The 26,300-nt window shown below is 62.0% G+C and carries 17 protein-coding genes, 2 pseudogenes and 2 riboswitches; of the genes and pseudogenes, 13 read left to right on the top strand and 6 right to left on the bottom strand.

Going from position 1 to position 26,300, the window contains the following annotated elements:
- Positions 1-96: 96 nt before the first annotated feature.
- The gene (gene metH / locus AB4N82_RS27845; protein WP_122764307.1) at positions 97-3,807 is read right to left on the bottom strand and encodes a methionine synthase; all 3,711 of its coding nucleotides are present in this window, start codon (positions 3,805-3,807) and stop codon (positions 97-99) included.
- A 166-nt stretch (positions 3,808-3,973) separates the two neighbouring features.
- Here metH and AB4N82_RS27840 point away from each other — a divergent pair.
- Together AB4N82_RS27840 and nfuA are read left to right on the top strand one after the other, a co-directional pair.
- Positions 3,974-6,266 (top strand): annotated as a pseudogene (locus tag AB4N82_RS27840) (fatty acid cis/trans isomerase).
- A gap of 867 nt (positions 6,267-7,133) precedes the next feature.
- Positions 7,134-7,718 (top strand): Fe-S biogenesis protein NfuA, encoded by a 585-nt coding sequence (gene nfuA, locus AB4N82_RS27835; RefSeq protein ID WP_032887092.1) that lies wholly within the window; start codon positions 7,134-7,136, stop codon positions 7,716-7,718.
- A gap of 248 nt (positions 7,719-7,966) precedes the next feature.
- Here the strand turns inward: nfuA and cobM are convergent, their stop codons facing one another.
- The 4 genes from cobM to AB4N82_RS27815 form a co-directional block, all read right to left on the bottom strand.
- Positions 7,967-8,713: a precorrin-4 C(11)-methyltransferase gene (gene cobM / locus AB4N82_RS27830; RefSeq protein WP_095185923.1), complete on the bottom strand. Its 747-nt coding sequence runs from the start codon at positions 8,711-8,713 to the stop codon at positions 7,967-7,969.
- Positions 8,714-8,783: 70 nt separating this feature from the next.
- Positions 8,784-9,176 (bottom strand): cobalamin biosynthesis protein, encoded by a 393-nt coding sequence (locus AB4N82_RS27825; protein WP_122764305.1) that lies wholly within the window; start codon positions 9,174-9,176, stop codon positions 8,784-8,786.
- Positions 9,173-9,877, bottom strand: a complete 705-nt coding sequence (locus tag AB4N82_RS27820; protein ID WP_122764304.1) for a CbtA family protein — start codon at positions 9,875-9,877, stop codon at positions 9,173-9,175. Before AB4N82_RS27820 ends, AB4N82_RS27825 begins: the two co-directional genes overlap by 4 nt.
- A gap of 11 nt (positions 9,878-9,888) precedes the next feature.
- Positions 9,889-10,077, bottom strand: coding sequence for a CbtB domain-containing protein (locus AB4N82_RS27815; protein WP_012723860.1), 189 nt, complete (start codon positions 10,075-10,077; stop codon positions 9,889-9,891).
- 96 nt (positions 10,078-10,173) lie between these two features.
- A riboswitch (cobalamin riboswitch) is annotated at positions 10,174-10,379 on the bottom strand.
- Between the two features lie 41 nt (positions 10,380-10,420).
- Positions 10,421-10,621, top strand: a riboswitch (cobalamin riboswitch).
- Between the two features lie 93 nt (positions 10,622-10,714).
- On the opposite strand from AB4N82_RS27815, the gene cobW reads away from it, so the two are divergent.
- The 4 genes from cobW to AB4N82_RS27795 all read left to right on the top strand — a co-directional run bounded on the left by cobW (position 10,715) and on the right by AB4N82_RS27795 (position 17,421).
- Positions 10,715-11,776, top strand: a complete 1,062-nt coding sequence (gene cobW / locus AB4N82_RS27810; RefSeq protein ID WP_122764303.1) for a cobalamin biosynthesis protein CobW — start codon at positions 10,715-10,717, stop codon at positions 11,774-11,776.
- Between the two features lie 3 nt (positions 11,777-11,779).
- On the top strand, positions 11,780-15,541 hold the full coding sequence (gene cobN / locus AB4N82_RS27805; protein WP_122764302.1) for a cobaltochelatase subunit CobN: 3,762 nt from the start codon (positions 11,780-11,782) through the stop codon (positions 15,539-15,541).
- 225 nt (positions 15,542-15,766) lie between these two features.
- Positions 15,767-16,765 (top strand): ATP-binding protein, encoded by a 999-nt coding sequence (locus AB4N82_RS27800; protein ID WP_099602911.1) that lies wholly within the window; start codon positions 15,767-15,769, stop codon positions 16,763-16,765.
- Positions 16,766-16,818: 53 nt separating this feature from the next.
- Positions 16,819-17,421 carry a vWA domain-containing protein gene (locus AB4N82_RS27795; RefSeq protein WP_122764301.1) on the top strand — a complete coding sequence of 201 codons (603 nt, stop codon included), beginning with the start codon at positions 16,819-16,821 and terminating at the stop codon, positions 17,419-17,421.
- Positions 17,422-17,547: 126 nt separating this feature from the next.
- On the opposite strand, the gene AB4N82_RS27790 is transcribed toward AB4N82_RS27795, so the two are convergent.
- Positions 17,548-18,495, bottom strand: a complete 948-nt coding sequence (locus AB4N82_RS27790; protein WP_460103976.1) for a DUF1853 family protein — start codon at positions 18,493-18,495, stop codon at positions 17,548-17,550.
- A 156-nt stretch (positions 18,496-18,651) separates the two neighbouring features.
- On the opposite strand from AB4N82_RS27790, the gene AB4N82_RS27785 reads away from it, so the two are divergent.
- The 7 genes and pseudogenes from AB4N82_RS27785 (at position 18,652) to zapE (ending at position 26,295) form a co-directional block, all read left to right on the top strand.
- Positions 18,652-19,560, top strand: coding sequence for an NAD(+) kinase (locus tag AB4N82_RS27785; RefSeq protein WP_460103974.1), 909 nt, complete (start codon positions 18,652-18,654; stop codon positions 19,558-19,560).
- Positions 19,538-20,513: pseudogene (locus AB4N82_RS27780) on the top strand (metallophosphoesterase). The gene AB4N82_RS27785 and the pseudogene AB4N82_RS27780 overlap by 23 nt, the downstream one beginning before the upstream one ends.
- Positions 20,510-21,379 carry a rhomboid family intramembrane serine protease gene (locus AB4N82_RS27775; protein ID WP_032887072.1) on the top strand — a complete coding sequence of 290 codons (870 nt, stop codon included), beginning with the start codon at positions 20,510-20,512 and terminating at the stop codon, positions 21,377-21,379. Before AB4N82_RS27780 ends, AB4N82_RS27775 begins: the two are co-directional and overlap by 4 nt.
- A gap of 14 nt (positions 21,380-21,393) precedes the next feature.
- Complete coding sequence (locus tag AB4N82_RS27770; RefSeq protein ID WP_032887070.1) at positions 21,394-21,654, top strand: YeaC family protein; 261 nt, start codon at positions 21,394-21,396, stop codon at positions 21,652-21,654.
- Entirely contained in the window at positions 21,651-22,481 is an 831-nt protein-coding gene (locus AB4N82_RS27765) for a DUF2797 domain-containing protein (protein ID WP_032887068.1), read from the top strand. The genes AB4N82_RS27770 and AB4N82_RS27765 overlap by 4 nt, the downstream gene beginning before the upstream one ends.
- Before the next feature lie 13 nt (positions 22,482-22,494).
- Positions 22,495-25,152 carry an aminopeptidase N gene (pepN, locus tag AB4N82_RS27760; protein WP_122764299.1) on the top strand — a complete coding sequence of 886 codons (2,658 nt, stop codon included), beginning with the start codon at positions 22,495-22,497 and terminating at the stop codon, positions 25,150-25,152.
- A gap of 39 nt (positions 25,153-25,191) precedes the next feature.
- The gene (zapE, locus tag AB4N82_RS27755) at positions 25,192-26,295 is read left to right on the top strand and encodes a cell division protein ZapE (RefSeq protein ID WP_122764298.1); all 1,104 of its coding nucleotides are present in this window, start codon (positions 25,192-25,194) and stop codon (positions 26,293-26,295) included.
- Positions 26,296-26,300: the final 5 nt, after the last annotated feature.

The raw sequence follows: 26,300 nt of genomic DNA, 5'->3' as shown, positions 1-26,300 counted from the left end.
GCATAGACGATTGCCCGAGGCGGGTTCGGGGAGGCGACGCGCAGTGTCACGGGCTGCATGCCCGCGTTGAGCGTGGGCACGTTTCTCCGTCAGGGCTTAGTTGTCGTAACCCAGGTTCGGCGCCAGCCAGCGCTCGGTCACGGCCAGGTCCTGGCCCTTGCGGGCGGTGTAACTGGCGACCTGATCCTTGTCGACCTTGCCCACGGCAAAGTACTGCGCTTGCGGGTGGGCGAAGTACCAGCCGCTGACCGCCGCCGCCGGGAACATCGCGTAGTGTTCGGTAAGGAATACACCGCTGCGCCCGGCGTGCATTTCGCGGGCCTCGGGGTCGAGCAGTTGGAACAACTGGGCTTTCTCGGTGTGGTCCGGGCACGCCGGGTAGCCGGGAGCAGGGCGGATACCGCTGTATTGCTCTTTGATCAGCGCCTCGTTGTCCAGTTGCTCGTCCTTGGCGTAGCCCCAGTGCTCTTTACGCACTTGCTGGTGCAGCCACTCGGCGCAGGCTTCGGCCAGACGGTCGGCCAGGGCCTTGACCATGATCGAGTTGTAATCGTCGCCGGCATCCTGGTAGGCCTTGGCCACTTCTTCGGCGCCGATGCCGGCGGTGGTGATAAAGCCACCGATGTAGTCGGTCACGCCGCTGTCTTTAGGCGCGACGAAGTCGGCCAGGGAGAAGTTCGGCTTGCCGTCGGTCTTGATGATCTGTTGGCGCAGGTGGTGCAGTTTGGCAATTGGCTGGCCGTCGTCGCCGTACACTTCAAGGTCATCGTCCTGCACCTGGTTGGTCGGCCAGAAACCAAACACCGCACGGGCGCTGATCAGCTTTTCATCAATCAGCTTCTTGAGCATTTCCTGGGCATCCGCGTACAGCGCGGTGGCGGCTTCGCCCACCACTTCATCGGTGAGGATGCGTGGGAATTTGCCGGCCAGGTCCCAGGAGATAAAGAACGGAGTCCAGTCGATGTACTCGGCCAGGACGTTGAGGTCGATATTGTCCAGCACCTTGGCGCCGGTAAACGTCGGCACCACCGGTGTGTAGTTGCTCCAGTCGAACTGCGGCTTCTTGGCGATGGCCGCCGGGTAGCTCAGGCGTTCGGTGCGCGCACTGCGGTTGGAGGTGCGCTCACGCACATCGATGTATTCCAGGCGGGTCTTCTCGACGAAGCCGGCTTTCAACTCCTTGGACAGCAACTGCGTGGCCACGCCCACCGCGCGTGAGGCGTCGGTGACGTAGATCACCGCGTCGTTGCTGTACTTAGGCTCGATCTTCACCGCCGTGTGCGCCTTGGAGGTGGTCGCGCCGCCGATCATCAGGGGCAGGTGGAAGTCCTGACGCTGCATCTCGCGGGCCACATGCACCATCTCGTCCAGGGACGGCGTGATCAGGCCGGACAGCCCGATAATGTCGCACTTCTGCTCCTTGGCCACCTGCAGGATCTTCTCCGCCGGCACCATCACACCCAGGTCGACGATGTCATAACCGTTGCAACCGAGCACTACGCCGACGATGTTTTTGCCGATGTCATGCACGTCGCCCTTCACCGTGGCCATCAGGATCTTGCCCTTGGCTTCCGGCTTGTCACCTTTTTCCAGCTCGATGAACGGGATCAAGTGAGCCACGGCCTGCTTCATCACACGGGCGGATTTCACCACCTGGGGCAGGAACATTTTGCCCGCGCCGAACAGGTCGCCGACGATGTTCATGCCGGACATCAGCGGGCCTTCGATCACTTCGATCGGGCGCGCGAACGACTGCCGGGATTCCTCGGTGTCTTCAACAATGTGGGTGGTGATGCCCTTGACCAGCGCGTGTTCCAGGCGCTTGTTCACCGGCCAACCGCGCCATTCCTCGGTCTCAGCCTCTTTTACGCTGCCGTCGCCCTTGTATTTGTCGGCGATGGCGAGGAGGGCGTCGGTGCCTTCCGGGGTGCGGTTGAGGACTACATCTTCAACGGCTTCGCGCAGCTCGGCCGGGATCTGGTCGTAGATCTCCAGCTGGCCGGCGTTGACGATACCCATGGTCAGGCCGTTGCGGATCGCATACAGCAGGAACACCGAGTGGATCGCTTCGCGCACCGGGTTGTTGCCACGGAACGAGAACGACACGTTGGACACGCCGCCGGAGGTCAGCGCATACGGCAGCTCGTCGCGGATGTAGGCACAGGCGTTGATGAAATCGACGGCATAGTTGTTGTGCTCTTCGATACCGGTGGCGACCGCAAAAATGTTCGGGTCGAAGATGATGTCTTCCGGCGGAAAGCCGACTTCATTCACCAGGATGTCGTAGGAGCGTTTGCAGATTTCTTTCTTGCGCGCTTCGGTGTCGGCCTGGCCGGCTTCGTCGAACGCCATCACCACCACGGCGGCGCCGTAGCGCTTGCACAGCTTGGCGTGGTGAATGAACTGCTTGACGCCTTCCTTCATGCTGATGGAGTTGACGATGCCCTTGCCCTGGATGCACTTGAGGCCGGCTTCGATCACTTCCCACTTGGAGGAGTCGATCATGATCGGTACGCGGGAGATGTCCGGCTCGCCGGCGATCAGGTTGAGGAAGGTCACCATGGCCTTCTTCGAATCCAGCATGCCTTCGTCCATGTTGATGTCGATCACCTGGGCGCCGGCTTCCACCTGCTGCAGGGCGACTTCCAGGGCTTCGGTGTAGTTGTCTTCGCGGATCAAGCGGGCAAAGCGTGCGGAGCCGGTGATGTTGGTGCGTTCGCCGACGTTGACGAACAGCGAGCTGCGATCAATGGTGAACGGCTCCAGGCCCGACAGGCGGCAGGCCTTGGGAATAGCCGGGATCGGGCGCGGCGCATAACCGGCCACGGCCTTGGCGATGGCTTCAATATGACCAGGCGTAGTGCCGCAGCAGCCGCCGACGATATTGAGGAAGCCGCTCTGGGCAAACTCTTCGATGACTTTGGCGGTTTCCGAAGGCAGTTCGTCGTACTCGCCGAATTCGTTTGGCAGGCCGGCGTTCGGGTGCGCCGACACATGGGTGTTGGCCTTGTTGGACAACTCTTCCAGGTACGGGCGCAGCTCGCTGGCACCCAGGGCGCAGTTCAGGCCCACGGAAATCGGCTTGGCGTGGGCGACCGAGTTCCAGAATGCTTCGGTGGTCTGGCCCGAGAGGGTACGGCCGGAGGCGTCGGTGATGGTGCCGGAGATCATGATCGGCAATTCGATACCGAGCTCTTCGAACACTCCCTGCACGGCGAAGATCGCGGCCTTGGCGTTGAGGGTGTCAAAGATGGTTTCGATCAGGATCAGGTCCGCACCGCCTTCGATCAGGCCTTTGGTGGCCTCGGTGTAGTTTTCCACCAGTTCATCGAAGGTCACGTTGCGGTAGCCGGGGTTGTTCACGTCGGGCGACAGCGAGCAGGTACGGCTGGTCGGGCCCAGGACGCCGGCAACGAAGCGTGGCTTGTCCGGGTTCTCGGCGGTCTTGGCGTCCGCGATCTTGCGCGCAAGGCGTGCGCCTTCGACGTTCAGTTCATAGGCCAGCTCTTCCATGCCGTAATCGGCCATGGAAATGCGCGTGGCGTTGAAGGTGTTGGTTTCGAGGATGTCGGCGCCGGCATCCAGGTAGGCCTTCTCGATGCCGCCGATCACGTCCGGGCGGGTAATCACCAACAGGTCGTTGTTACCCTTGACGTCGCTCGGCCAGTCGGCAAAGCGTTTGCCACGGTAGTCGTGCTCTTCCAGTTTATAGCTCTGGATCATCGTGCCCATGCCGCCGTCGAGGACCAGGATGCGTTCCTTGAGGGCGTGGTGGAGGGCTTGCAGACGAGCGCTACGATCGGACATGGGACTACTCTGGTCAGGCATTACGGAGGGCGTGGATCATAGCAAACCTGTGCGGATTTGCGGCATGTCCGGCTTTTGCATGAATATCGCTCACGTTGTGAGGTGCGATGGCCCGGTAGAATCACTGGCAATTTTTCAGCGCACGCATTGAATCGGGACCGGATACATGTCACTTCGTCTTATCGTCAGCGCCGTCCTGGCATTGATTGCCAGTACTGCCCAGGCAGAAGGTCCCGCCCCGGCGATCTCCTACACCCGCGACATCCAACCGATTTTCACCGAGAAGTGCGTGGCCTGCCATGCCTGCTATGACTCCGCCTGCCAGCTCAACCTGGGCAGTGCCGAGGGCGCCGCCCGAGGCGCGAGCAAAGTGCCTGTGTACGACGGCGAGCGCAGCCAGGCTGCGCCGACTACGCGCTTGTTCTATGACGCATTCGGCAAGCAAGCCTGGCAGCAGAAGGGCTTCTATTCGGTGCTGGACGCCCAGGGCAGCCAGGCCGCGTTGATGGCACGCATGCTGGAACTGGGGCATAACGCGCCGCTGCAGCCCAACGCCAAGCTGCCGGACGACATTGTGCTGGGCCTGAACCGCGAAAACATGTGCGCCACCCCCGGCGAATTCAATGCCTACGCAGGCAGTCATCCTAAGGAAGGCATGCCATTGGCGGTCACCGGCCTGACCGACCAGCAATACCAGACGCTGCAGCGCTGGCTGGCGTCCGGCGCGCCGATCGATGAGCAGGGCCTGGCACCGAGTGCCAAGGAAGCCTTGCAGGTGCAGCAGTGGGAAAACCTGCTCAACCAGCCCGGCGCCCGAGAAAGCCTGGTGGCCCGCTGGTTGTTCGAGCACTTGTTCCTGGCCCACATCTATTTCGAGAACGGCGAGCCGGGGCATTTCTTCCAGTGGGTGCGCTCGCGCACGCCGAGTGGGCAGCCCATCGACCTGATCAGCACCCGTCGCCCCAATGACGATCCGGGCACGCGGGTGTACTACCGTCTGTGGCCGGTGCAGGGTGTGATCGTGCACAAGACTCACATTACCTATCCGTTCAGCGCTGCCAAAATGGTGCGGATCAAAGCGCTGTTTTACACCGGTGATTGGCAGGTCAGCGCCTTGCCGGGTTACGGGCCTGGACGTCGCGCCAATCCGTTCGACACCTTCGAGGCAATCCCCGCCAAGGCGCGCTACCAGTTCATGCTGGATAACGCCGAGTACTTTGTACGCACCTTTATTCGTGGGCCGGTGTGCCGTGGGCAGATCGCCACGGATGTGATCCGCGACAACTTCTGGGCCCTGTTCCAGGACCCGGACCACGACCTGTACATCACCGATGCACGTTATCGCGGACAGGCCACACCGTTGCTCGCCATGCCGGGGCAGAACGATGATGTAGGCAGCGTGTTGAGCCTGTGGCTGGCCTATCGCGACAAGCGCAACCAGTACGAAGCGCTGCGCCGGGACAGTTATGCCGATTTGCCGCCACCCAGTTGGTCGAGCCTGTGGGCGGGCAATGACAACGCCTTGCTGAGTATCTTCCGCCACTTTGACAGTGCGTCGGTCAACAAAGGCCTGATCGGCGAAGTGCCTCAGACGATGTGGCTGTTCGACTATCCGTTGCTGGAACGGACCTATTACCAGTTGGCGGTGAATTTCGATGTGTTTGGCAACGTCTCGCACCAGGCCCAGACTCGCCTTTACTTCGACTTGATCCGTAACGGTGCCGAGCAGAACTTCCTGCGCCTGATGCCGGCGGACTCTCGTGAAGACTTTATGGACGACTGGTACCAGAACAGCGGCAAGATCAAGCTAGTGGCTGGATTACGAAGCCATTGATGACGATAAGCCGACAGGTTTGCACCTCAATGAACAGGATCCCAAGCGGGACTTTGCCAACCAGTTGATTGCCCGTTACGGCGATCTGAATGCGAGCCCGGACCCGATCAATCGCTGTTCTGGTGCTTATTGTTCGCGTGACGGTATTGAGCCTGCCTTGCAGGATGCTGAGCAGGCGCTTAGCCGGCTGACCTTGCGTCCGGCGGCTGGTCTTAAGGTGATAGATCAGTTGCCTGAGGCGACGATGTTGCGTGTTGAGACTGCCAGTGGGACGCGTGTGGTTTACAGCCTGCTGCGTAATAGGGCTCACAGTAATGTGGCGTTTTTGCTGGGTGAGGCGTACCGCTATCAGCCGGGGCTGGATACGGTGACTGTTTACCCTGGGGTGCTCAGTAGTTATCCGAACTTCATGTTCAATATTCCGGCGCAGGAAGTGCCTGTTTTTGTGGCGCAGATGGAGCAGGTCAAGGATGCCGCGCAGTTTGAGAAGATTGTGGATCGTTGGGGGGTGAGGCGTAGTCATCCGCTGTTTTGGCAGTATTTCCACGACTTGTCGGAGTATGTTCGGGAGACTACGCCGGTTGAGGCGGGGGTCCTGGATATGAATCGGTATGAGAATTTGTGAGTGGTTGGGGGGGGGTGGGGGCGGGCATATCCGTTATTTGGGTAACGGCGGCTATGGGTTCCGCTCTTACAGCGGGTCACTTTTTGAAGAGCGCAAAAAGTAACCAAAAACGCTTCGCCCCACCACTCGGCACCTCGCCTAGGCTCGGTGTGCCCTCACTCCGGCTTGAATCCGTGGGCCGCCGCGATGGGCCATCCATGGCCCAGCGCGGCTAACCCGGCGTCCTGCCGGGTTACCCACGGATTCAAGCCTGCGTTCGGCCAGCGTGTTTGATGGGGCGCCCAAGATCAAGATCAAAAGCGCAGATCAAAAGACCGCTGACTTCGTCAGCGAAAAGGATGTAAGGGCCAGATCAAAAGCAGAGCAAAAGCAGAGCAAAAGCAGGCTGATACCTATCTGATACATGGAGATCAAAATGTGGGAGGGGGCTTGCTCCCGATGGCGGTGTGTCAGCGAAAAGATCTGTAACTGACCCACTGCCATCGGGAGCAAGCCCCCTCCCACATTTTTACCCGAGTACACCAGACAAAAATCCAGTCGGCTCTAAAGCCGTCGCGCTCTAGCTTTTGATCTGAAAGCGCCCCCCAAAATCAATCTCGGATTACGGCTATGCCGTGCCTAGGCGAGGCACCGAGTGATGGGGCAAGAGCCTTTTGGTTGCTTTTGGCGGGGCCGGCATTCTGGCTCTTTTCAAAAGTGACCCGCCGTCAGGTCGGAACCAATTGTAGCCGCCACCTAAATAACGGATATACACCCCACATCCACACCACCACCCCGAAACCAAAGCCTAACCCGACAAAAACACTAGGACTTTGTACCTCCGTAATAATTTGGCGTAAACTCCGGGCAAGCCTGTGAGGAGTTTCCATGACTGCCATAACCATTACCGACGCCGCCCACGATTACCTGGCTGACCTGCTGTCCAAGCAGAACACCCCAGGCATCGGCATCCGCGTCTTTATCACCCAGCCCGGCACCCAGTACGCCGAGACCTGTATTGCTTACTGCAAACCCGGTGAAGAGAAACCTGAAGACACCGCCCTGGGGCTCAAAAGCTTCACCGCGTACATCGACCACTTCAGCGAAGCCTTCCTGGACGACGCGGTGGTGGACTATGCCACCGACCGTATGGGCGGCCAGTTGACCATCAAGGCGCCGAACGCCAAGGTGCCGAGCGTCAACGCCGACAGCCCGGTCAACGAGCGCATCAACTACTACCTGCAAACCGAGATCAACCCAGGGCTGGCCAGCCACGGCGGCCAGGTCAGCCTGATCGACGTGGTCGATGACGGTATCGCCGTGCTGAAGTTCGGCGGCGGCTGCCAGGGCTGCGGCCAGGCGGACGTGACCCTGCGTGAAGGCATCGAGCGCACCCTGCTGGAGCGCGTTCCGGAGCTCAAGGGCGTCCGTGACGTGACGGACCACACGCAGAAAGAAAACGCCTACTACTGAGTAAGGCGTTCACTGCGAACAGAAAAACGGCGCCCCGTGAGCGCCGTTTTTTTTGCTTTAAATTCAGAATCTTACGCAACAAACCTAACAACTAAGATTAACTGTGGGAGGGGGCTTGCTCCCGATAGCGGTAGCTCAGTTGCCCCATTGGAAGCTGACCCACCGCTAACAGGAGCAAGACCTTCCCATATTTATCTGTATTTATTGATATTTATCAGTAGCTTATAGGGCTTTTTTGAAGTGAAAAATCAAGGTCGATAAAGGTGCGCATGCCCCGCCCGATACAGCGACGACTCACTGAAACTGTCACTCGCCAGCACCCGGCCCACCACAATCAACGCCGTACGCCGAAAACCTTTGGACGCGACTTTCTCGGCGATATCACTAAGGGTGCCCACTACCCAATCCTGGTCCGGCCAAGTCGCCCGATGCACCACGGCAATCGGGCAATCCGCGCCATAGTGCGGCAGCAGTTCGGCGACGATTTTCTCCAGATGATTCACCCCCAGATGAATCGCCATGGTCGTACCGTGCTGCGCCAGGCTGTCGAAACCCTCACCGGCGGGCATGCTGGTTTTATCGGCATAACGGGTCAGGATCACGCTTTGGGCGATGTCTGGCAGGGTCAGCTCCGTCTCCAGTAACGCTGCGCAGGCCGCTACGGCGGTGACGCCAGGAATGATCTGGAATGGAATGCCCAATTCCCGCAAAAGGCGGATCTGCTCGCCGATCGCTCCGTAAAGGCTCGGATCCCCGGAGTGCACGCGCGCCACGTCCTGGCCTTTGGCGTGTGCGGTCTTGATCAAGTCGATGATCTGTTCAAGGTGCAGTTCGGCGCTGTTGACCACGTGTTCTGCCTGATGACCTTCCAATACCGCCGCAGGCACCAGCGAACCGGCATAAATGATCACCGGGCAACTACGGATCAGCCGCTGGCCTTTGACGGTAATCAATTCCGGGTCGCCGGGGCCGGCGCCGATGAAGTAGACGGTCATGGAGAATTCCTGTCAAAAAACGGGCGAGCATGAAGATTGCTCATGATCGGGGAGGGCGATTATCGGGGTTTTAACCGGCGCAGGCCAACGCAAAGGTGGCTTCTGCGGTTTTTTTGCGGGTGATGAGCAACTTGGCAGGCGCGCCGCCGAGCTGTTCAACAAGGGCCAGGGCGGCACTTTCGGCGATGCCGTAACACCCCGTATGGGCGAACGCAACGTCGGACTTGTGACTTAGCCGGTGTTCATAAATCGCCAGTTGCTCGGCGTTGAAGCACTCCAGCGGCAGGTTCAAGTGCCGTGCCAGAGCCAGTAAGCCTGGCTCGTCGTGTTTGCGGTCGATACTGGCCAGCGCGGTGATGCATTGGGGATCAATCCCTGCCTCGGCGAGAGCGGTATCAAACAGCGCCATCAGGGTATGAACCTCACAACCCCGCTGGCAACCCAGGCCGACCACGTAGGTCATGCGGAGTATTGATCGTCGCGTTTGCGGCGGAACAGCCAGGCGCTGATCAGGCCCAGGGCCAGCCAGAACGCCACGTTGGTCAGTTGCGAAGCGATTTTGAACCGCGTTTCCAGGGCTTGCGGCGCGAGCATTGCGTGCACTTCCGGTTGCGGCGCGCCAATGACGTGAGGTACCGCGAGGATGGCAGCGCCCAGCACTTTCAGCAGCCAGTTGCGCCCGAACACGATCAGCGCAATCCCGGCAGCGGTGGAGGCCGCAGTGCCGATCCACCACGTCTGGCGCAGTGCCAGATCAGCGGCGGCGGTGCCCGGCAACTCGGGTGGCAGGCCCATCGTCGGCGCCAGCACGAAGGTTGCGTAACCGGCCAGGCCCCACAGCAGGCCCTGCGCCGTGCGGGTGGGGGCGCGCAATGTGTAGAGGCCGGCCAGCATCAGTGCAAAACCAACCGCCACCACCAAGTTGCCACCGGTGGTCGACAGCACGCGCTGCCAGCCATCTTCAGGCTCCCAGGCTTCGGCATCGTGGGTGTGGGCAGCAGCGCCGGCAGCGTGCTCATGCACCACTTCGGTTGCCGCCGGGGCTTTTTCAAAGGTTTCCGCCTGAAGAATCAGCGGGGCGACCCAAAAGCTTTGCAGCAGGGTCAGCAGCAGCGCGGCCAACAGGCCGGTGAAACCTGCGGTTTGCGCAATACGCTTGATCATGTCGGCAGGTCTCAGTGGCACGGGAACGCGGCGCTGTGGCGGGTATCGTGGGCAGCGTTGTGCACCGCCTCGATATGCGAGAAACCGGCGAAATACACCAGACACGCGCCGAGGATCGACGCGCCGATGGCGGCGGTCAGGCGTTGGCTCAAGGTAGAGGTGCTGCTGGCGGAGTGCGAAGTGCTGCTGATGATCGACATGGCGCGTCCCTTTCAGGTGTCTGGATGAAACGAGCGCATGAAAACCCCGCGAGCCAGGCACGCAGAGTTCCGAACAGCGCCCGCCCACCGCGGGTTTGTTATCTGGTTTTTCGGGCCGGTCTCCGGGCTTGCGAGGGACACTGGGTCTATAAAGCATCGCCTTCCCATGCCTTACAGGCACAGTGGATCTGACGCTTCACTCGCTTACCGTTGCGGGGGCAGCACCGGACTGGTCATGGCAGCCATGATTTACCGGTTTCCCGTTTCACCCTGTGAAGGGCACCCGAAACAAGGCATGTAGGAAAGCATGCAGAGCGACGGTAGTCAAATTCACCGAGCCCCTGTAGCCTTGCACCTTCGAGGTTCTTCGGCCCAGGCCGAAGCTAAGAAGGGAACGCGGTTCAATCCGCGGCTGCCCCCGCAACTGTGAAGGGTTCATCCGACTGCCACGCCACTGCCATCAACGGCGGGAAGGCGCAGCCGGCGCCGGTCTAACGACCCGCAAGCCCTAAGCCAGGAGACCTGCCTCGCAACCGATTTTCTAATTCAACCGGGCGGGGTGATCCGGTGACGAAATCCGCTTCTGCGCCGCGCCGCAGGGCCTATCGTCCCGTATGCCCGCCCCCAAGGGCATCCGATGAAAACACTGGCCAAACTCCCCGTCACCATCGTTACCGGCTTCCTCGGCTCGGGCAAAACCACCTTGCTGCGCCATATGCTCGACAACGCCCAGGGCCGTCGCATCGCCGTCATCGTCAATGAGTTCGGCGAGTTGGGCATTGATGGTGAAATCCTCAAGCAATGCTCCATCGGTTGCACCGAAGAAGAAGCCAATGGCCGCGTGTACGAACTGGCCAACGGCTGCCTGTGCTGCACTGTGCAGGAAGAGTTCTTCCCGGTGATGCGCGAACTGGTCGCCCGTCGCGGCGACCTCGACCATATCCTCATCGAAACCTCGGGCCTGGCCCTGCCAAAACCGCTGGTGCAAGCCTTCCAGTGGCCGGAAATCCGCAGCGCCTGCACGGTTGACGCGGTGATCACCGTGGTCGACAGCCCGGCCGTGGCCGCCGGTACCTTTGCTGCGTTCCCCGATCAAGTGGACGCCCAGCGCAAACTCGACCCGAACCTGGACCATGAGTCGCCACTGCACGAGCTGTTCGCCGACCAACTGGCCAGCGCGGACCTGGTCATCCTTAACAAGGCCGATCTGATCAGCCCGGAAGACCTGGCCCGTGTGCGCCTGGAAGTCGCCGAAGAGCTGCCGCCAGCCGTCAAAATCATCGAAGCCAGCAGCGGTCGCGTGCCCCTGGACGTGTTGATTGGCCTGGGTGCCGGCTCCGAAGAGCATATCGACGGTCGTCATAGTCATCACGATCATCACCACGAAGGTGAAGACGATCACGACCACGATGCGTTTGATTCCATCTCCATCGACTTGCCCCAGGCCGACGAAGCGCTGCTGCTCGACGCATTGACTCAACTGGTCGTGCAACACGGCATCTTGCGTGTCAAAGGCTTCGCCGCGATCCCGAACAAGCCGATGCGCCTGTTGATCCAGGGCGTGGGCACCCGCTTTGACAAACACTTCGACCGCGCCTGGGGTGCTGACGAAGCACGCATCACGCGCCTGGTACTGATCGGCCAGGACCTGGATGCGGTCGGCCTCGAAGTGCAACTGCGCGCCGCGCTCAGCGTTTAATCCATGCACCTGCTCAGGACTCAGCCCGGTGGTTTTGTCGCGGACGACAATATTGCCGACCTTGGACAGACCCCCGCCGAACTGGTGATCCTGTGCAGCGGTGATTCCAGCCTGGCGCTGCTGGCCGAAGCGGCCCAGCAGTTGCCGGATGACTACCCGAGCCTGCGTCTGGCCAACCCGATGCAGGTGCAGAACCACGCTTCGGTCGACCTGTATGTCGATGAGGTGCTGCGCCACGCGAAGGTCATCCTGATTTCCCTGCACGGTGGCATCGGTTATTGGCGCTACGGCATCGAGCGCTTGGTGGAGTTGGCCGAGCGCGGTGTGCAGCTGATCCTGGTGCCGGGGGATGATCGCCCGGACCCGGAACTCAGCGGTCTCAGTACCGTCGGCGTCGAGGCGCGGGATCGCCTATGGCAGTTTCTGCGCCAGGGCGGGCTGGGCAACGCGCTGGACTTTTATCGCTGCCTGGCCAGCGGCTATATGGGCCGCGACTACCCGTGGGCCGAGCCGCAAGCCTTGCCGCGTACGGCGATTTATCATCCCGGCAAAGCCAATGCTCGCCTGAGCGACTGGCAGGCAGATTGGCACGCCGACCAACCCGTGGCGGCGGTGCTGTTCTATCGCTCCCATTTGCAGGCGGCCAATACCGGTTTTATCGATGTGTTCTGCCAGCGCTTGCAGGCGGCGGGCCTCAACCCGTTGCCGATGGCGGTGGCCAGTTTGAAAGAGCCCGGCTGCCTCGCGGTGGTCGAGGATTTGCTGGATGACGTGCAGGCATCGGTGATTCTGAATACCACCGGTTTTGCCCAATCCAGCCCCGAAGCCCCGCATTTGCGGCCATTTCGCCGCAATATTCCGGTGATCCAGGCGATTTGCGCCCAGGATAACCAGCCCGGCTGGGAGGCCAGTGAACAAGGCCTGGGCCCGCGCGACCTGGCGATGCACATTGCCTTGCCGGAGCTGGACGGCCGCATTATCAGCCGGCCGATCAGCTTCAAAGACCTGGCCTGGCGCAGCGAACGCAGCCAGTCGGATGTGGTGTGCTACCGCGCAGCGCCCGAGCGTATGGATTTTGTCGCCGAGCTGGCGCGCCGTTGGGTCGAACTGGCGCGTGTGCCGAATGCGGATAAACGCATCGCGCTGATCCTTGCCAACTACCCGACCCGCGATGGCCGCATCGGCAATGGCGTGGGCTTGGACACCCCGGCGGCGGCGCTGAATATCCTGCGTGCGTTGCAAGCTGAAGGTTACCCGGTGCCAGCGGCACTGCCGGAAAGCGGCACCGCCTTGATCCACGACTTGCTGGGTGGCGTCACCAACGATCTGGACAGCCTCGACTTGCGCCCGTGCCATCAAAGCCTGGGCCTGGATGAGTACGAGGCGATGTTCAAGCGCCTGCCTGAAGCCAACCAGCGCGCCGTGCTGGAGCGCTGGGGCACGCCCCATAACGATCCGATGTTCCGCGATGGCCGCCTGATGGTCGCCGGCCTACGCCTGGGCCTGACGTTCGTCGGCATCCAGCCGGCGCGGGGTTACCAAGTGGACGCCAGTGCGGTGTACCACGACCCGGACCTGGTGCCGCCCCACGGCTATCTGGCGTTCTATTTCTGGTTACGCCACACCTATGGCGCCCATGGCGTCATCCATGTGGGCAAGCACGGTAATCTGGAATGGCTGCCAGGCAAGGGCGTGGGCCTGTCGGAACACTGCTGGCCTGACGCAATACTGGGGCCGCTGCCGAATATCTACCCCTTTATCGTCAACGACCCGGGCGAGGGCGCCCAAGCCAAGCGGCGCACCCAGGCAGTGATCATCGATCACCTGATGCCGCCGCTGACCCGCGCCGAAACCTACGGCCCGCTGCGTGACCTGGAGCTGTTGGCGGACGAGTATTACGAGGCCCAACTGCTCGACCCACGCCGTGCCCGTGAGCTGCAAAAAGACATCCTTAAGCTGGTGCGCGAAACCCGTATCGACCAGGAGCTTGAACTGGATGGCGACGCCGATGCGGCGATTTGGCTGCCGCGCCTGGACACCTACCTGTGTGATTTGAAGGAATCGCAGATCCGCGACGGCCTGCATATCTTCGGTGAATCGCCGCAAGGCCGTTTGCGCATTGATACGTTGCTGGCCTTGCTGCGCATCCCCCGAGGCGATGGCCGTGGCCCGCAATCGAGCTTGCTGCGCGTGGTGGCCAAGGCCTTTGGGCTGGGCTTCGACCCGTTGGACTGCGCCCTGGCCGAACCGTGGACTGGGCGCCGCCCGGCGGTGTTGCAGAGCATCGATGCGCAGGTGTGGCGCACCGCCGGCGACACCCGCGAGCGTCTGGAGTTGTACGCAGCGCGGCTGATCGAGCAGGCGTTGGAAGGTCCCCTTGAACAGTTGGAAGAACCCGGCTGGGAAGACGTGAAAGCGGTTATCGAAAGCCTGCGCATCGTCGTGGCACCACGCCTGGATGCCTGCGGCCCGGCGGAAATGCGCGGTTTGCTGGAAGCCCTCGACGGCCGTTTCGTGCCGGCAGGTCCGAGCGGCGCGCCGAGTCGTGGGCGCTTGGATGTACTGCCCACCGGGCGCAATTTCTTCACCGTCGATGTGCGCAACCTGCCCACCACCACGGCTTGGCGCATCGGCTTCCAGTCGGCCAGCTTGCTTCTTGAGCGGCATTTGCAGGACCACGGCGATCATTTGCGCCAGTTGGGCCTGTCGGTCTGGGGCACCGCGACCATGCGCACCGGCGGCGATGATATCGCCCAGGCCATGGCGCTGATGGGCGTGCGCCCGGTGTGGGCCACGGGCAGCCAGCGGGTGGATGACTTTGAAATCCTGCCGGTCAGCCTGCTGGACCGCCCGCGTGTGGATGTGACGCTGCGGGTGTCCGGGTTTTTCCGCGATGCCTTCGCCAACTTGATCCGCCTGTTTGACGCGGCGGTGCAGGCGGTGGCGGCGTTGGACGAACCGGACGACATGAACCCACTGGCCGCCAAGGTGCGCAGCGAACGAGCGGCGTTGCTGGCGTCTGGCCTGGATGAAGAGGTCGCGGCGAAACAGGCCGGCTGGCGCATTTTTGGCGCCAAGCCCGGTGCCTATGGCGCAGGGGTGCAGGGCGCGATCGATGGCCGCCTGTGGCAAAGCCGCGAGGACTTGGCCGAGGTTTACTTGAACTGGGGCGGCTACGCCTATGGCGGCGCCGACGAAGGCACCGCCGCCCGCGAGCAGTTCGCCCAGCGCCTGAGCCAGGTGCAGGCCGTGCTGCAAAACCAGGACAACCGCGAGCACGACCTGCTCGACTCCAACGATTACTACCAATTCCAGGGCGGCATGCTCGCCGCCGTGGAAACCCTGAGCGGCGATAAGGCTGCCAGCTATCACGGTGATCACAGCCAGCCGGACTTGCCGAAGATCCGCACCTTGAAGGAAGAGCTGAACCGGGTGATCCGTGCCCGCGCTGCCAACCCCAAGTGGATCGATGGGGTGAAGCGTCATGGCTATAAAGGTGCGTTTGAGATGGCCGCGACCGTGGACAATCTGTTCGCCTTCGACGCCACCACCGCGCTGATCGACGATCATCAATACGCCTTGCTCGCCGACGCCTACCTGCTCGACCCCGACACCCGCGCGTTTGTGCAGCAGCACAACCCAGCGGCGTTGCGGGACATGACCGAGCGCATGCTGGAGGCGCAACAGCGTGGCCTTTGGCAAGAGCCGGGGGCGTACCGTGAAGCGTTGGAAAATCTGTTGCTGGATATAGAAGAAGACAGTTAGAACGCGAGATGGGCCTGTTGTGGCGGGCGGTGCTGTTGTGGTGAGCGGGCTTGCCCCGCGTTGGGCTGCGAAGCGGCCCCAAAACATAGCCTCGGAGCTGCCTGGCAGACTGCGGCGCTTCTATTGGGGCTGCTTCGCAGCCCAGCGCGGGCAAGCCCGCTCGCCACAAGAAGCGGGCTCGTGACAGGGTGATTACGTGTACAGCAGAATTTAAAGAGAGACCGGATGACCGATATTCCCCATTTCCCGCTGTCCGCCGTGGTCGGCGCCGACGACCTGAAACTGGCGCTGTGCCTGACTGCCATCGACCCGAAGATCGGCGGTGTGCTGATCGAAGGCCCGCGTGGCATGGCCAAGTCCACACTGGCCCGTGGCCTGGCGGACCTGCTTGCGAGCGGTCAATTCGTCACCTTGCCGTTGGGTGCGACCGAGGAGCGCCTGGTCGGTACCCTGGACCTCGACGCTGCGCTGGGCGAGGGCCGCGCGCAGTTTTCCCCCGGCGTATTGGCCAAGGCCGATGGCGGCGTGTTGTATGTCGATGAAGTCAACTTGCTGGCCGACCACTTAGTGGACCTGTTGCTGGACGTGGCGGCCAGCGGCACCAATCTGATCGAGCGTGACGGCATCTCCCATCGCCATAGCGCGCGTTTTGTGTTGATCGGCACGATGAACCCGGAAGAGGGTGAGTTGCGTCCGCAGTTACTCGACCGTTTCGGTTTTAACGTGGCCTTGAGTGGGCAGACCTTGCCAGCCGAGCGTGGCCAGATCATTCGCCGTCGCCTGGATTTCGACAGCGACCCCGTCGCGTTCTGCGCCCAGTGGGCCGAGCCCCAGGCGGCCTTGCGCGAGCGTTGCACCCAGGCTCGGGCGCGGCTCGACAGTATCGCGCTGGATGACCAGGCCCTGGCGCAGATTACCGAGCGTTGCTTTGCTGCGGGCGTCGACGGCTTGCGCGCGGACTTGGTCTGGCTGCGCGGCGCCAGGGCCCATGCGGCGTGGCGTGGCGCTGATGAAATTGCCGAGGAGGATATTGAAGCCGTGGCTGAGTTTGCCCTGCGCCACCGTCGCCAGGAACAGTCGCCGCCCGCCAGTCCGCCGCCTGAAGGCCAGTCGCCCAAGTCCAGCGAGGCTTCGCCGGGTCAAGGCCAATGGGGTGACATGCCCGCGCCGCCGCTGCCCACCGGCGCACGTCGCGAAGTACCCAGCTGGCCAAAAAAGCCCTAGGCATTCGCCCCCGACCTGACGCGGGGGCGGATGCCCGGCCCAAGGCAGGGCGACTGGACAGAGGCAGGCAGGGCAAGGCGCGCAGCGCGCAACAGGGTTCGATCAACTGGCCGGGCACCTTGCTTGGCGGCCGACCGCAATCCCGTGAGGAGTTGCTGTTTCACCTGCGCAGCCGTTCGGCCCAGCAATTGTGGCTGGTGATTGTCGACGCATCGGCTTCTACTCGGCGCCATCACGCGTTGACCGATGCCAAGGGCTTGCTGGCCCAGCTGTTTGATGACGCGTACCGACAACGGGCGCGCATGGCATTGCTGACCGCCAGTGGGCAGGCGCCCAAATGGCAGGTGCAGGGCTTGAAGGCGGCGAAAGGCTTGGCAGGCTGGCTGGATCAGCTCGGCGCGGGCGGTGGCACCCCATTGCTGGCCGCACTGACCGAGGCCGGGCAGTGGCTGACGGCGCGGCGCAGGCGTTATCCGGCTGAGCAGCAGCGTTTATTGGTGATCACCGATGGACGCCTCAAGGACATCGCCGCGTTGCCGTCGTTGGAGTGTTCAGGGTTGCTGGTGGATATCGAGCGCGGGCCAATCAGGCTGGGCCGGGCCGAGGCGCTGGCGGCCGGGTTGCAGTTGGATTATCGGCATATCGATAATTTGTAGTGGCGGTGTCGCCGCTATCGGGGGCAAGCCCCCTCCCACATTTGACCGAGTACACCCCTTTGGAATGCGGTCAGTGTGAGAGGGGGCTTGCCCCCGATGAGGCACTCACAGACACCACACACTCCATCAGCCAGCCCCCGGCACATTCGGCCAAAGATCCGCCACCAGGAATAACCGCTCGGCTTCCTCCCCAATCCTCGCCGCTCTGCACCATGCGCACGAGCAACTGCGCGGGCGCCATCGGATCGAGCTCCTCAGCCAATGCTGCATCTGGTCGTCACTCCACACTTCATCCGCCGAGTAGTGCGCCGGCGCCAGCCACGCATGCCGGGGCAATGGTTGCCAGCGACCTGGCGCGCTGGCGCTGACAAAATCCTGCCAATGACGCTGATGCAACCAGCGCCCCCGCAAATGCTGCGGATGGGCGCCGTGGGGCGCTTCGGCCAGTCCAGGCCAGGGATAGAGCAAATACCCGCCAAGCCACAAATGCGCATCGAACTGCTGGATATCCAGCGCCGCCAGTGCTTCGCGGCTTTCCGAACGCGCCGAAATAGGCAATTGATGCTGGGCAAGATGCGCCAACTTGCGGTCCAGTCGGTCATGGCAGCCCGGCCCCAGCCACTGCGCCGGGTCCTCGCCATTACCCGCCTGCGGCCCGAGATAGAGCTTGATCGCCAGTTCCAGGTGATGCACGCCATCGCGGTCGCGCAGCAACATGTCCAACTCACCCAGGGTATGCCCGGCGCGGCGGATCGGCAGGTTGGCGGCGAGCAACTCCACGCCCGGCGCATGCTGCACGGCGAATTGCCAAAGTCGCTCGTAGTACAGGCCCAGGCGGCGAGTGCGGGCCAGGCTTAACCAGTGCTGCAAGTCACGGCTGTCCTGGTCCAGTTGCCGCAGCCAGCGTTCCAGACGCTCGGGCGCCTGCACCCAGTCGCTGCCGGCCAATGGATGGCGTTGCGGCCAGGGCGTCTGCGCGAGCATCGGCGGGGCGAGCACCACCCACGCCAGGTCGCGCACCTCAGGGTGACGCAATTGGCGGGGTAAGCTGTGCAGGTCGGGGAATACGGTCATGGTCCGAGCATAGCCTTTTAATGCGGGCGCAGGATGAGCAGAAGCCCTGAGAACCATTGTCATCAAGGCTTGGCGATGACAAAGGATTTTGTCTGAGGCGGCCTTTCGCCCATAATCGTTTCTTTTTTGCCACACCCCATATCCCGCAGGAGCCCCATGGAGCACTTTCGCAATATCGGCATTATCGGTCGCCTGGGCAGTACCCAGGTGCTGGACACCGTCCGCCGGCTGAAAAAATTCCTGCTGGATCGCCACCTGCACGTGATCCTCGAAGACACCATCGCCGAGATTCTTCCTGGCCACGGCCTGCAAACCTCGTCGCGCAAAATGCTCGGCGAAGTGTGCGACATGGTCATCGTGGTGGGCGGCGACGGTAGCCTGCTCGGTGCCGCGCGGGCGTTGGCGCGGCATAACGTGCCGGTGCTGGGGATCAACCGGGGCAGCCTGGGTTTTCTCACCGATATCCGCCCCGATGAACTGGAAGTCGAAGTGGCCAAGGTGCTCGACGGCCACTACCTGGTGGAAAACCGCTTCCTGTTGCAAGCCGAAGTGCGCCGCCACGGCGAAGCCATCGGCCAGGGCGATGCTCTCAACGATGTGGTGCTGCACCCCGGTAAATCCACGCGGATGATCGAGTTCGAGTTGTACATCGACGGCCAGTTCGTGTGCAGCCAGAAGGCTGACGGCCTGATCGTCGCCACGCCCACCGGTTCCACGGCCTACGCGCTGTCGGCCGGCGGGCCGATCATGCATCCCAAGCTGGATGCCATTGTGATCGTGCCGATGTATCCCCATATGTTGTCGAGCCGACCGATTGTGGTCGATGGCAACAGTGAGCTGAAAATCGTGGTGTCCAAAGACATGCAAATCTACCCGCAGGTTTCCTGTGACGGGCAGAACCACTTCACCTGCGCCCCCGGTGACACCATCACCGTGAGCAAAAAGGCGCAGAAGCTGCGGTTGATCCACCCGCTGGACCACAACTATTACGAAGTGTGCCGCACCAAGTTGGGCTGGGGCAGCCGCTTGGGGGTGGAGGCGACTGATGCTCGATCCCGCGCGTAGCTACGACCTGATTGGTGACGTGCACGGTTGCGCTCATACCCTTGAGCACTTGCTCGACCAAATGGGTTACCACAAGCAGGGCGGCACCTGGCGCCATCCGTCGCGCATGGCGGTGTTCCTCGGCGATATCATCGACCGTGGCCCACGCATCCGCGAGGCGCTGCATATCGTCCACGACATGGCCGAGGCCGGCCAGGCGCTGTGCATCATGGGCAACCACGAGTTCAACGCTCTGGGGCTGGACCACGCCAGCGCCACCGGGCAGTGGCAAGCAGTTCGTGCGTGAGCACAACCCACGGCATGCGCGGTTGATCCAAGAGACCCTGACCCAGTTCGAACACCACCCGGCCGACTGGCACGACTTCCTCGGCTGGTTCTACGACATGCCGCTGTTTGTCGATGCCGGGCGTTTCCGCGTGGTGCATGCGTGCTGGGACGACGGCTTTATCACGCCGCTGCGTGCGACCTTCCCGGATGGCTGCATCGACCAGCACTTCCTGCAGGCCGCTGCCGTCCCTGGCAGTTTTGCCTGCAACGCCTTTGACCGCCTGCTGCGCGGCACCGACATGCGCCTGCCCGATGGCCTGACGCTCACCGGTGGCGACGGTCTGACGCGTTCGTTCTTCCGCACCAAGTTCTGGGAAGACGACCCGAAGACTTACGGCGACATCGTGTTCCAGCCCGACGCACTGCCCGAGCCGGTGGCGCGCACGCCGCTGTCCTCCACTGAAAAAAATTCACTGCTGCGCTATGGCGTCGACGAGCCGTTGTTGTTCGTCGGCCACTACTGGCGCAGCGGCAAACCGGCGCCGATCCGCGACAACCTGGCTTGCCTGGACTACAGCGCAGTGCTGTACGGCAAGCTGGTGGCGTATCGCCTGGATCAGGAAACCCGCCTCGATCCACGTAAATTCGTATGGGTCGATGTTGAGCGGCCTGAGGTCATCACATGAGTACCGTGGCTGTACTGCGCCTGCCCCTGAGTGTCGATCTGGGCGGCTTCGTCAAACTGCTGCAACGCATGCAAGTGCCCCATCGCGTCAGCGAAGAGGCGGGCGAGCAGGTGTTGTGGGTGCCCGAGACCATCAGCGACGACGTGCGCGTGCTGTACCAGCGGTTTCCCGCCGGGGACCCCGACCAGCAACTGGATATCCCTGAACAGGCGCCGATGACGCGTCCGAGTTTTGCCCAGCAAGTGCGTCACAGCCCGGTTACGGCGTCTGTGCTGCTGGCGAGCATTATCGTCGGCGCACTGACCTTGCTGGGGGACAACCTGCAAGCCGTCGCCTGGCTGACGTTTTTGCCGTTCCGCATCCTGGGCGAGTACATCCAATTCACGCCGCTGGCCGACAGTTTGGCGTCGGGGCAGTGGTGGCGGTTGGTTACGCCGATGTTGATCCACTTCGGCATCCTGCACCTGGCCATGAACGGCATGTGGTACTGGGAACTGGGACGGCGTATCGAAGCACGCCAGGGCAGTGTCAACTTGCTCGGTTTGACCGTGCTGTTCAGCCTGGTCTCCAACTACGCTCAATACGCTTACGGTGGCCCCGGTTTGTTTGGCGGGTTGTCGGGCGTGCTGTATGGCCTGCTCGGGCATTGCTGGATCTTTCATTTACTCTCGCCGAATCCGGCTTATCGCCTGCCCCGTGGCGTGCTGGCGATGATGCTGATTTGGCTGGTGCTCTGCATGTCGGGGCTGGTCTCTATGATCGGCTTCGGCGAAATCGCCAACGCAGCCCACGTGGGCGGCCTGGTTATCGGTTGCCTCACCGGTTTGCTGGGTGGGCTGTACAGCCGCCGCAAATCGTCTATTTGATAAGGAAGAGCCTAATGTCCTCTTTTGCTGAAATGATCGAAAACATCACCCCGGACATCTACGAGAGCCTCAAGCTCGCCGTGGAAATCGGCAAGTGGTCCGATGGCCGCAAGCTCACCGCCGAACAGCGTGAACTGTCCCTGCAAGCGATGATCGCCTGGGAAATCCAGAACCTGCCGGAAGACCAGCGCACCGGCTACATGGGCCCGCAGGAATGCGCGTCCAAATCCGAGCCGGTGGCGAACATCCTGTTCAAGTCGGATGCGATCCATTGATTGAAATTGGTCGCGGTGCAGTCAGCAAAATGTCGGCGCAACTCGGTGAGCCGACCGTTCAATACGCGTTTCGCCTGGGCGAGACCGAGGTGCCGGTCAACCCATTGATCGGTACCCATATCCGCCTGGAGTACCTCGGCGCCATCCATTGCAGCCATTGCGGCCGCAAGACCAAGACCAGCTTCAGCCAGGGTTATTGCTACCCGTGCATGACCAAGCTGGCCCAGTGCGACCTGTGCATCATGAGCCCCGAGCGTTGCCATTACGACGCCGGCACTTGCCGTGATCCAGGCTGGGGCGAGAAATTTTGCATGACCGACCACGTGGTTTACCTGGCCAATTCATCGGGGATCAAGGTCGGCATCACGCGCGCCACCCAACTGCCGACGCGCTGGCTGGACCAGGGCGCGAGTCAGGCGTTGCCGATCCTGCGAGTTGCCACGCGCCAGCAGTCCGGCTTCGTCGAAGACGTGCTGCGCAGCCAGGTGGCCGACAAGACCAACTGGCGTGCATTGCTCAAGGGCGACGCGCAACCCGTAGACCTCAAGCAGGTGCGTGACGAACTGTTCGCCTCCTGCGCCGAAGGCTTGGAAAACCTGCAGGAACGCTTTGGCCTGCAAGCCATCCAACCGGTGACCGACATCGAGCCGATTGAGATTCGCTACCCGGTGGAGCAGTATCCGGCCAAGATCGTCAGCTTCAACCTGGACAAGAACCCGATTGCCGAAGGCACGCTGCTGGGGATCAAGGGCCAATACCTGATCTTCGACACCGGCGTTATCAATATTCGTAAGTACACGGCCTACCAGCTCGCCGTGCACCAGTAGAAGGATGCCACCCATGCGCACCGAACAACCGAAGATGATTTACCTGAAGGATTATCAGGCGCCGGACTACCTGATCGATGAGACGCACCTGACCTTCGAGTTGTTCGAGGACCACAGCCTGGTCCACGCGCAGCTGGTGATGCGCCGTAACCCCGAGCGTGGCGCGGGCCTGCCGCCGTTGGTGCTCGATGGCCAGCAGCTGGAGCTGGTGAGCGTGAATCTGGCCGACCAGGAACTGACGGACGCTGACTACCAACTGACTGATAGCCACCTGACCGTGCACCCGACGGCGGCGACCTTTACCCTCGATACCACGGTCAAGATCCACCCGGAAACCAATACCGCTCTGGAAGGCCTGTACAAATCCGGCAGCATGTTTTGCACCCAATGCGAGGCCGAAGGCTTCCGCAAAATCACCTATTACCTCGACCGCCCGGATGTGATGAGCACCTTCACCACCACGGTGATCGCCGAGCAGCACAGCTACCCGGTGCTGTTGTCCAACGGCAACCCGATTGCCAGCGGCCCCGGTGAAGACGGCCGCCACTGGGCGACCTGGGAAGACCCGTTCAAGAAACCCGCTTATCTGTTTGCCCTGGTGGCCGGGGATTTGTGGTGCGTCGAAGACAGCTTCACCACCATGACCCAGCGCGAAGTGGCGCTGCGCATCTACGTCGAGCCAGAAAACATCGACAAGTGCCAGCACGCCATGACCAGCCTGAAGAAATCCATGCGCTGGGACGAAGAAACCTATGGCCGTGAGTACGACCTCGACATCTTCATGATCGTCGCGGTGAACGACTTCAACATGGGCGCCATGGAGAACAAGGGTCTCAATATCTTCAACTCCAGCGCCGTGCTGGCCCGCGCCGAAACCGCCACCGATGCCGCGCACCAGCGCGTCGAGGCCATCGTCGCCCACGAATACTTCCACAACTGGTCGGGCAACCGCGTGACCTGCCGCGACTGGTTCCAGCTGTCGCTCAAGGAAGGCTTCACCGTGTTCCGCGACTCCGGCTTCTCGGCTGACATGAACTCGGCCACGGTCAAGCGTATCCAGGACGTGGCATACCTGCGGACCCACCAGTTCGCCGAAGACGCCGGCCCGATGGCCCATGCGGTGCGCCCGGACAGTTTTATCGAGATCTCCAACTTCTACACCCTGACTGTTTACGAAAAGGGTTCGGAAGTGGTCGGCATGATCCACACCTTGCTGGGCGCCGAAGGCTTCCGTAAAGGCAGCGACCTGTACTTCGAGCGCCACGACGGCCAGGCCGTGACCTGCGACGATTTCATCAAGGCCATGGAAGACGCCAACGGCGCCGACCTGAGCCAGTTCAAGCGCTGGTACAGCCAGGCCGGTACACCGCGTCTGGCGGTGAGCGAGTCGTACGATGCCGCGGCGAAGACCTACAGCCTGACCTTCCGCCAGAGCTGCCCGGCAACCCCGGACAAGGTCGAGAAACTGCCGTTCGTGATTCCAGTTGAGCTGGGCTTGCTGGACGGGAAGGGCGCCGGTATCGCCTTGCGCCTGGCCGGTGAAGCAGCGGCGGGCGTTACGTCCCGCGTGATTTCGGTGACTGAGGCCGAGCAGACGTTCACGTTTGTCGACATCGCTGAACAGCCGTTGCCGTCGCTGCTGCGCGGCTTCTCGGCGCCGGTGAAACTGAGCTTCCCGTACAACCGCGATCAGTTGATGTTCCTGATGCAACACGACAGCGATGGCTTCAACCGCTGGGATGCCGGCCAGCAACTGTCGGTGCAGGTGTTGCAGGAACTGATTGGCCAGCATCAGGCGGGCCAGGCGCTGAAAATGGATCAACGCCTGATCGACGCGCTGCGTACGGTACTGAGCGACGAAAGTTTGGACCAGGCGATGGTCGCGGAAATGCTCTCGTTGCCGGGCGAAGCCTACCTGACAGAAATCAGCGAAGTGGCGGATGTGGATGCGATCCACGCCGCACGCGAATTTGCACGCAAGCAACTGGCCGACAACCTGTTCGAAGGGCTGTGGCTGCGTTATCAGGCCAATCGCGACCTGTCCAAGCAAACCCCATATGTGGCAGCGGCCGAGCACTTTGCCCGTCGCGCCTTGCAGAACATCGCCCTGTCGTACCTGATGCTCAGCGGCAAGCCTGAGGTGTTGGCGGCCACCCTGGAGCAGTTCGACACCAGTGACAACATGACCGAGCGCCTGACCGCGCTGGCGGTGCTGGTGAACTCGCCGTTCGAGGCGGAAAAAGCCCAGGCGTTGGCGGTGTTTGCCGAGAACTTCAAGGACAACCCGTTGGTGATGGACCAGTGGTTCAGTGTGCAGGCCGGCAGCACCTTGCCGGGCGGGCTGGCGCGGGTCCAGGCGTTGATGGAGCACCCGGCGTTCACGCTCAAAAACCCGAACAAAGTGCGTGCACTGATCGGCGCCTTTGCCGGGCAGAACCTGATCAACTTCCATGCGGCGGATGGCTCCGGCTACCGCTTCCTGGCGGATCTGGTGATTCAGTTGAATGGCTTCAACCCGCAGATTGCGTCGCGCCAGTTGGCGCCGTTGACCCGCTGGCGTAAATACGACAGCGCGCGACAGGCGCTGATGAAGGCCGAGCTGGAGCGCATTCGTGGTTCGGGCGAGCTGTCGAGCGATGTCTTCGAGGTGGTCAGTAAGAGCCTTGCGTAAGTTCGAAGTTTAAGAAAACGGCCTGTCAGGAGTGCGTGCATGACTTTCGACTCGCCTCTCGCTGCCTATCAACACGCCATCGCCCAACAGGGTTTCGTCGCTGACGACGCCCAGCGGCGGGCGGTGGATGCCCTGCAAGCCTGCCATGAGGCTCTGCACCAAGGGCGTGCGTCGGTCACTGGTGTCTACCTGTGGGGGCCGGTGGGTCGGGGCAAAACCTGGTTGATGGACCAGTTCTACCAGAGCCTGCGAGTGCCGGCGCGGCGTCAGCACTTTCATCACTTCATGGGGTGGGTGCATCAGCGTTCATTCGAGCTTACTGGCACCGCCGACCCGTTGCAGGCCCTGGCGCGAGAGCTGAGCCAGGCAGTGCGCGTACTCTGCTTTGACGAGTTGTTCGTCAATGACATCGGGGACGCGATTATCCTGGGGCGGTTGTTCCAGGTGATGTTCGAGGAAGGTGTGGTGATGGTCTGCACCTCCAACCAGCCTCCCGACCAACTGTATGCCGATGGCTTCAACCGCGAACGGTTTTTGCCGGGTATCGCAGCGATCAAGCAGCATATGCGGGTGGTGGCGGTGGACGGCGGTGAAGACCATCGTTTGCATCCAGGTGTCGGCATGCAGCGTTATTGGGTGAATCAGCCCGAGGCGCTTGCGGCTGTCTTCACGCAATTGGCAGAAGGGCAGGTGGTGAGCCACGAGCCGGTCGTTGTCGGTCACCGTAGCATCGTGACGGTGCGGTCCAGTGACAGCGTGCTCTGGTGTCGTTATGCCGACCTGTGCGAACAACCCTTGGCCGCTATGGACTTCATGCTGCTGTGTGATCGCTTCAAGGCGATTTTACTTGGCGAGGTGCCTGACCTGAGTGCGCAGCAGCGCCCGGGCCGGATTGCCCGAGGCACCGAAGACGGCGCCCAGCGGGTGGTGGCGGGTGATCGCGAATTGCCGCAGTTGTCGGTGCACGACGACAGCGTGCGTCGGTTCATCGCCCTGGTGGATGAGTGCTACGACCGCAAGGTGCCCCTGTTCATCGAGGCCCGAGTGCCGCTGGAGCGCCTCTATACCCAGGGCTACCTGGAGTTTCCCTTCCGCCGCACCCTGAGCCGGCTGCAGGAGATGCAATTGCAGCGTTTCGGCTAAGGCGT

Source organism: Pseudomonas sp. H1_D04 (assembly GCF_054683855.1).
This window is presented reverse-complemented; position numbering and strand designations above follow the sequence as displayed.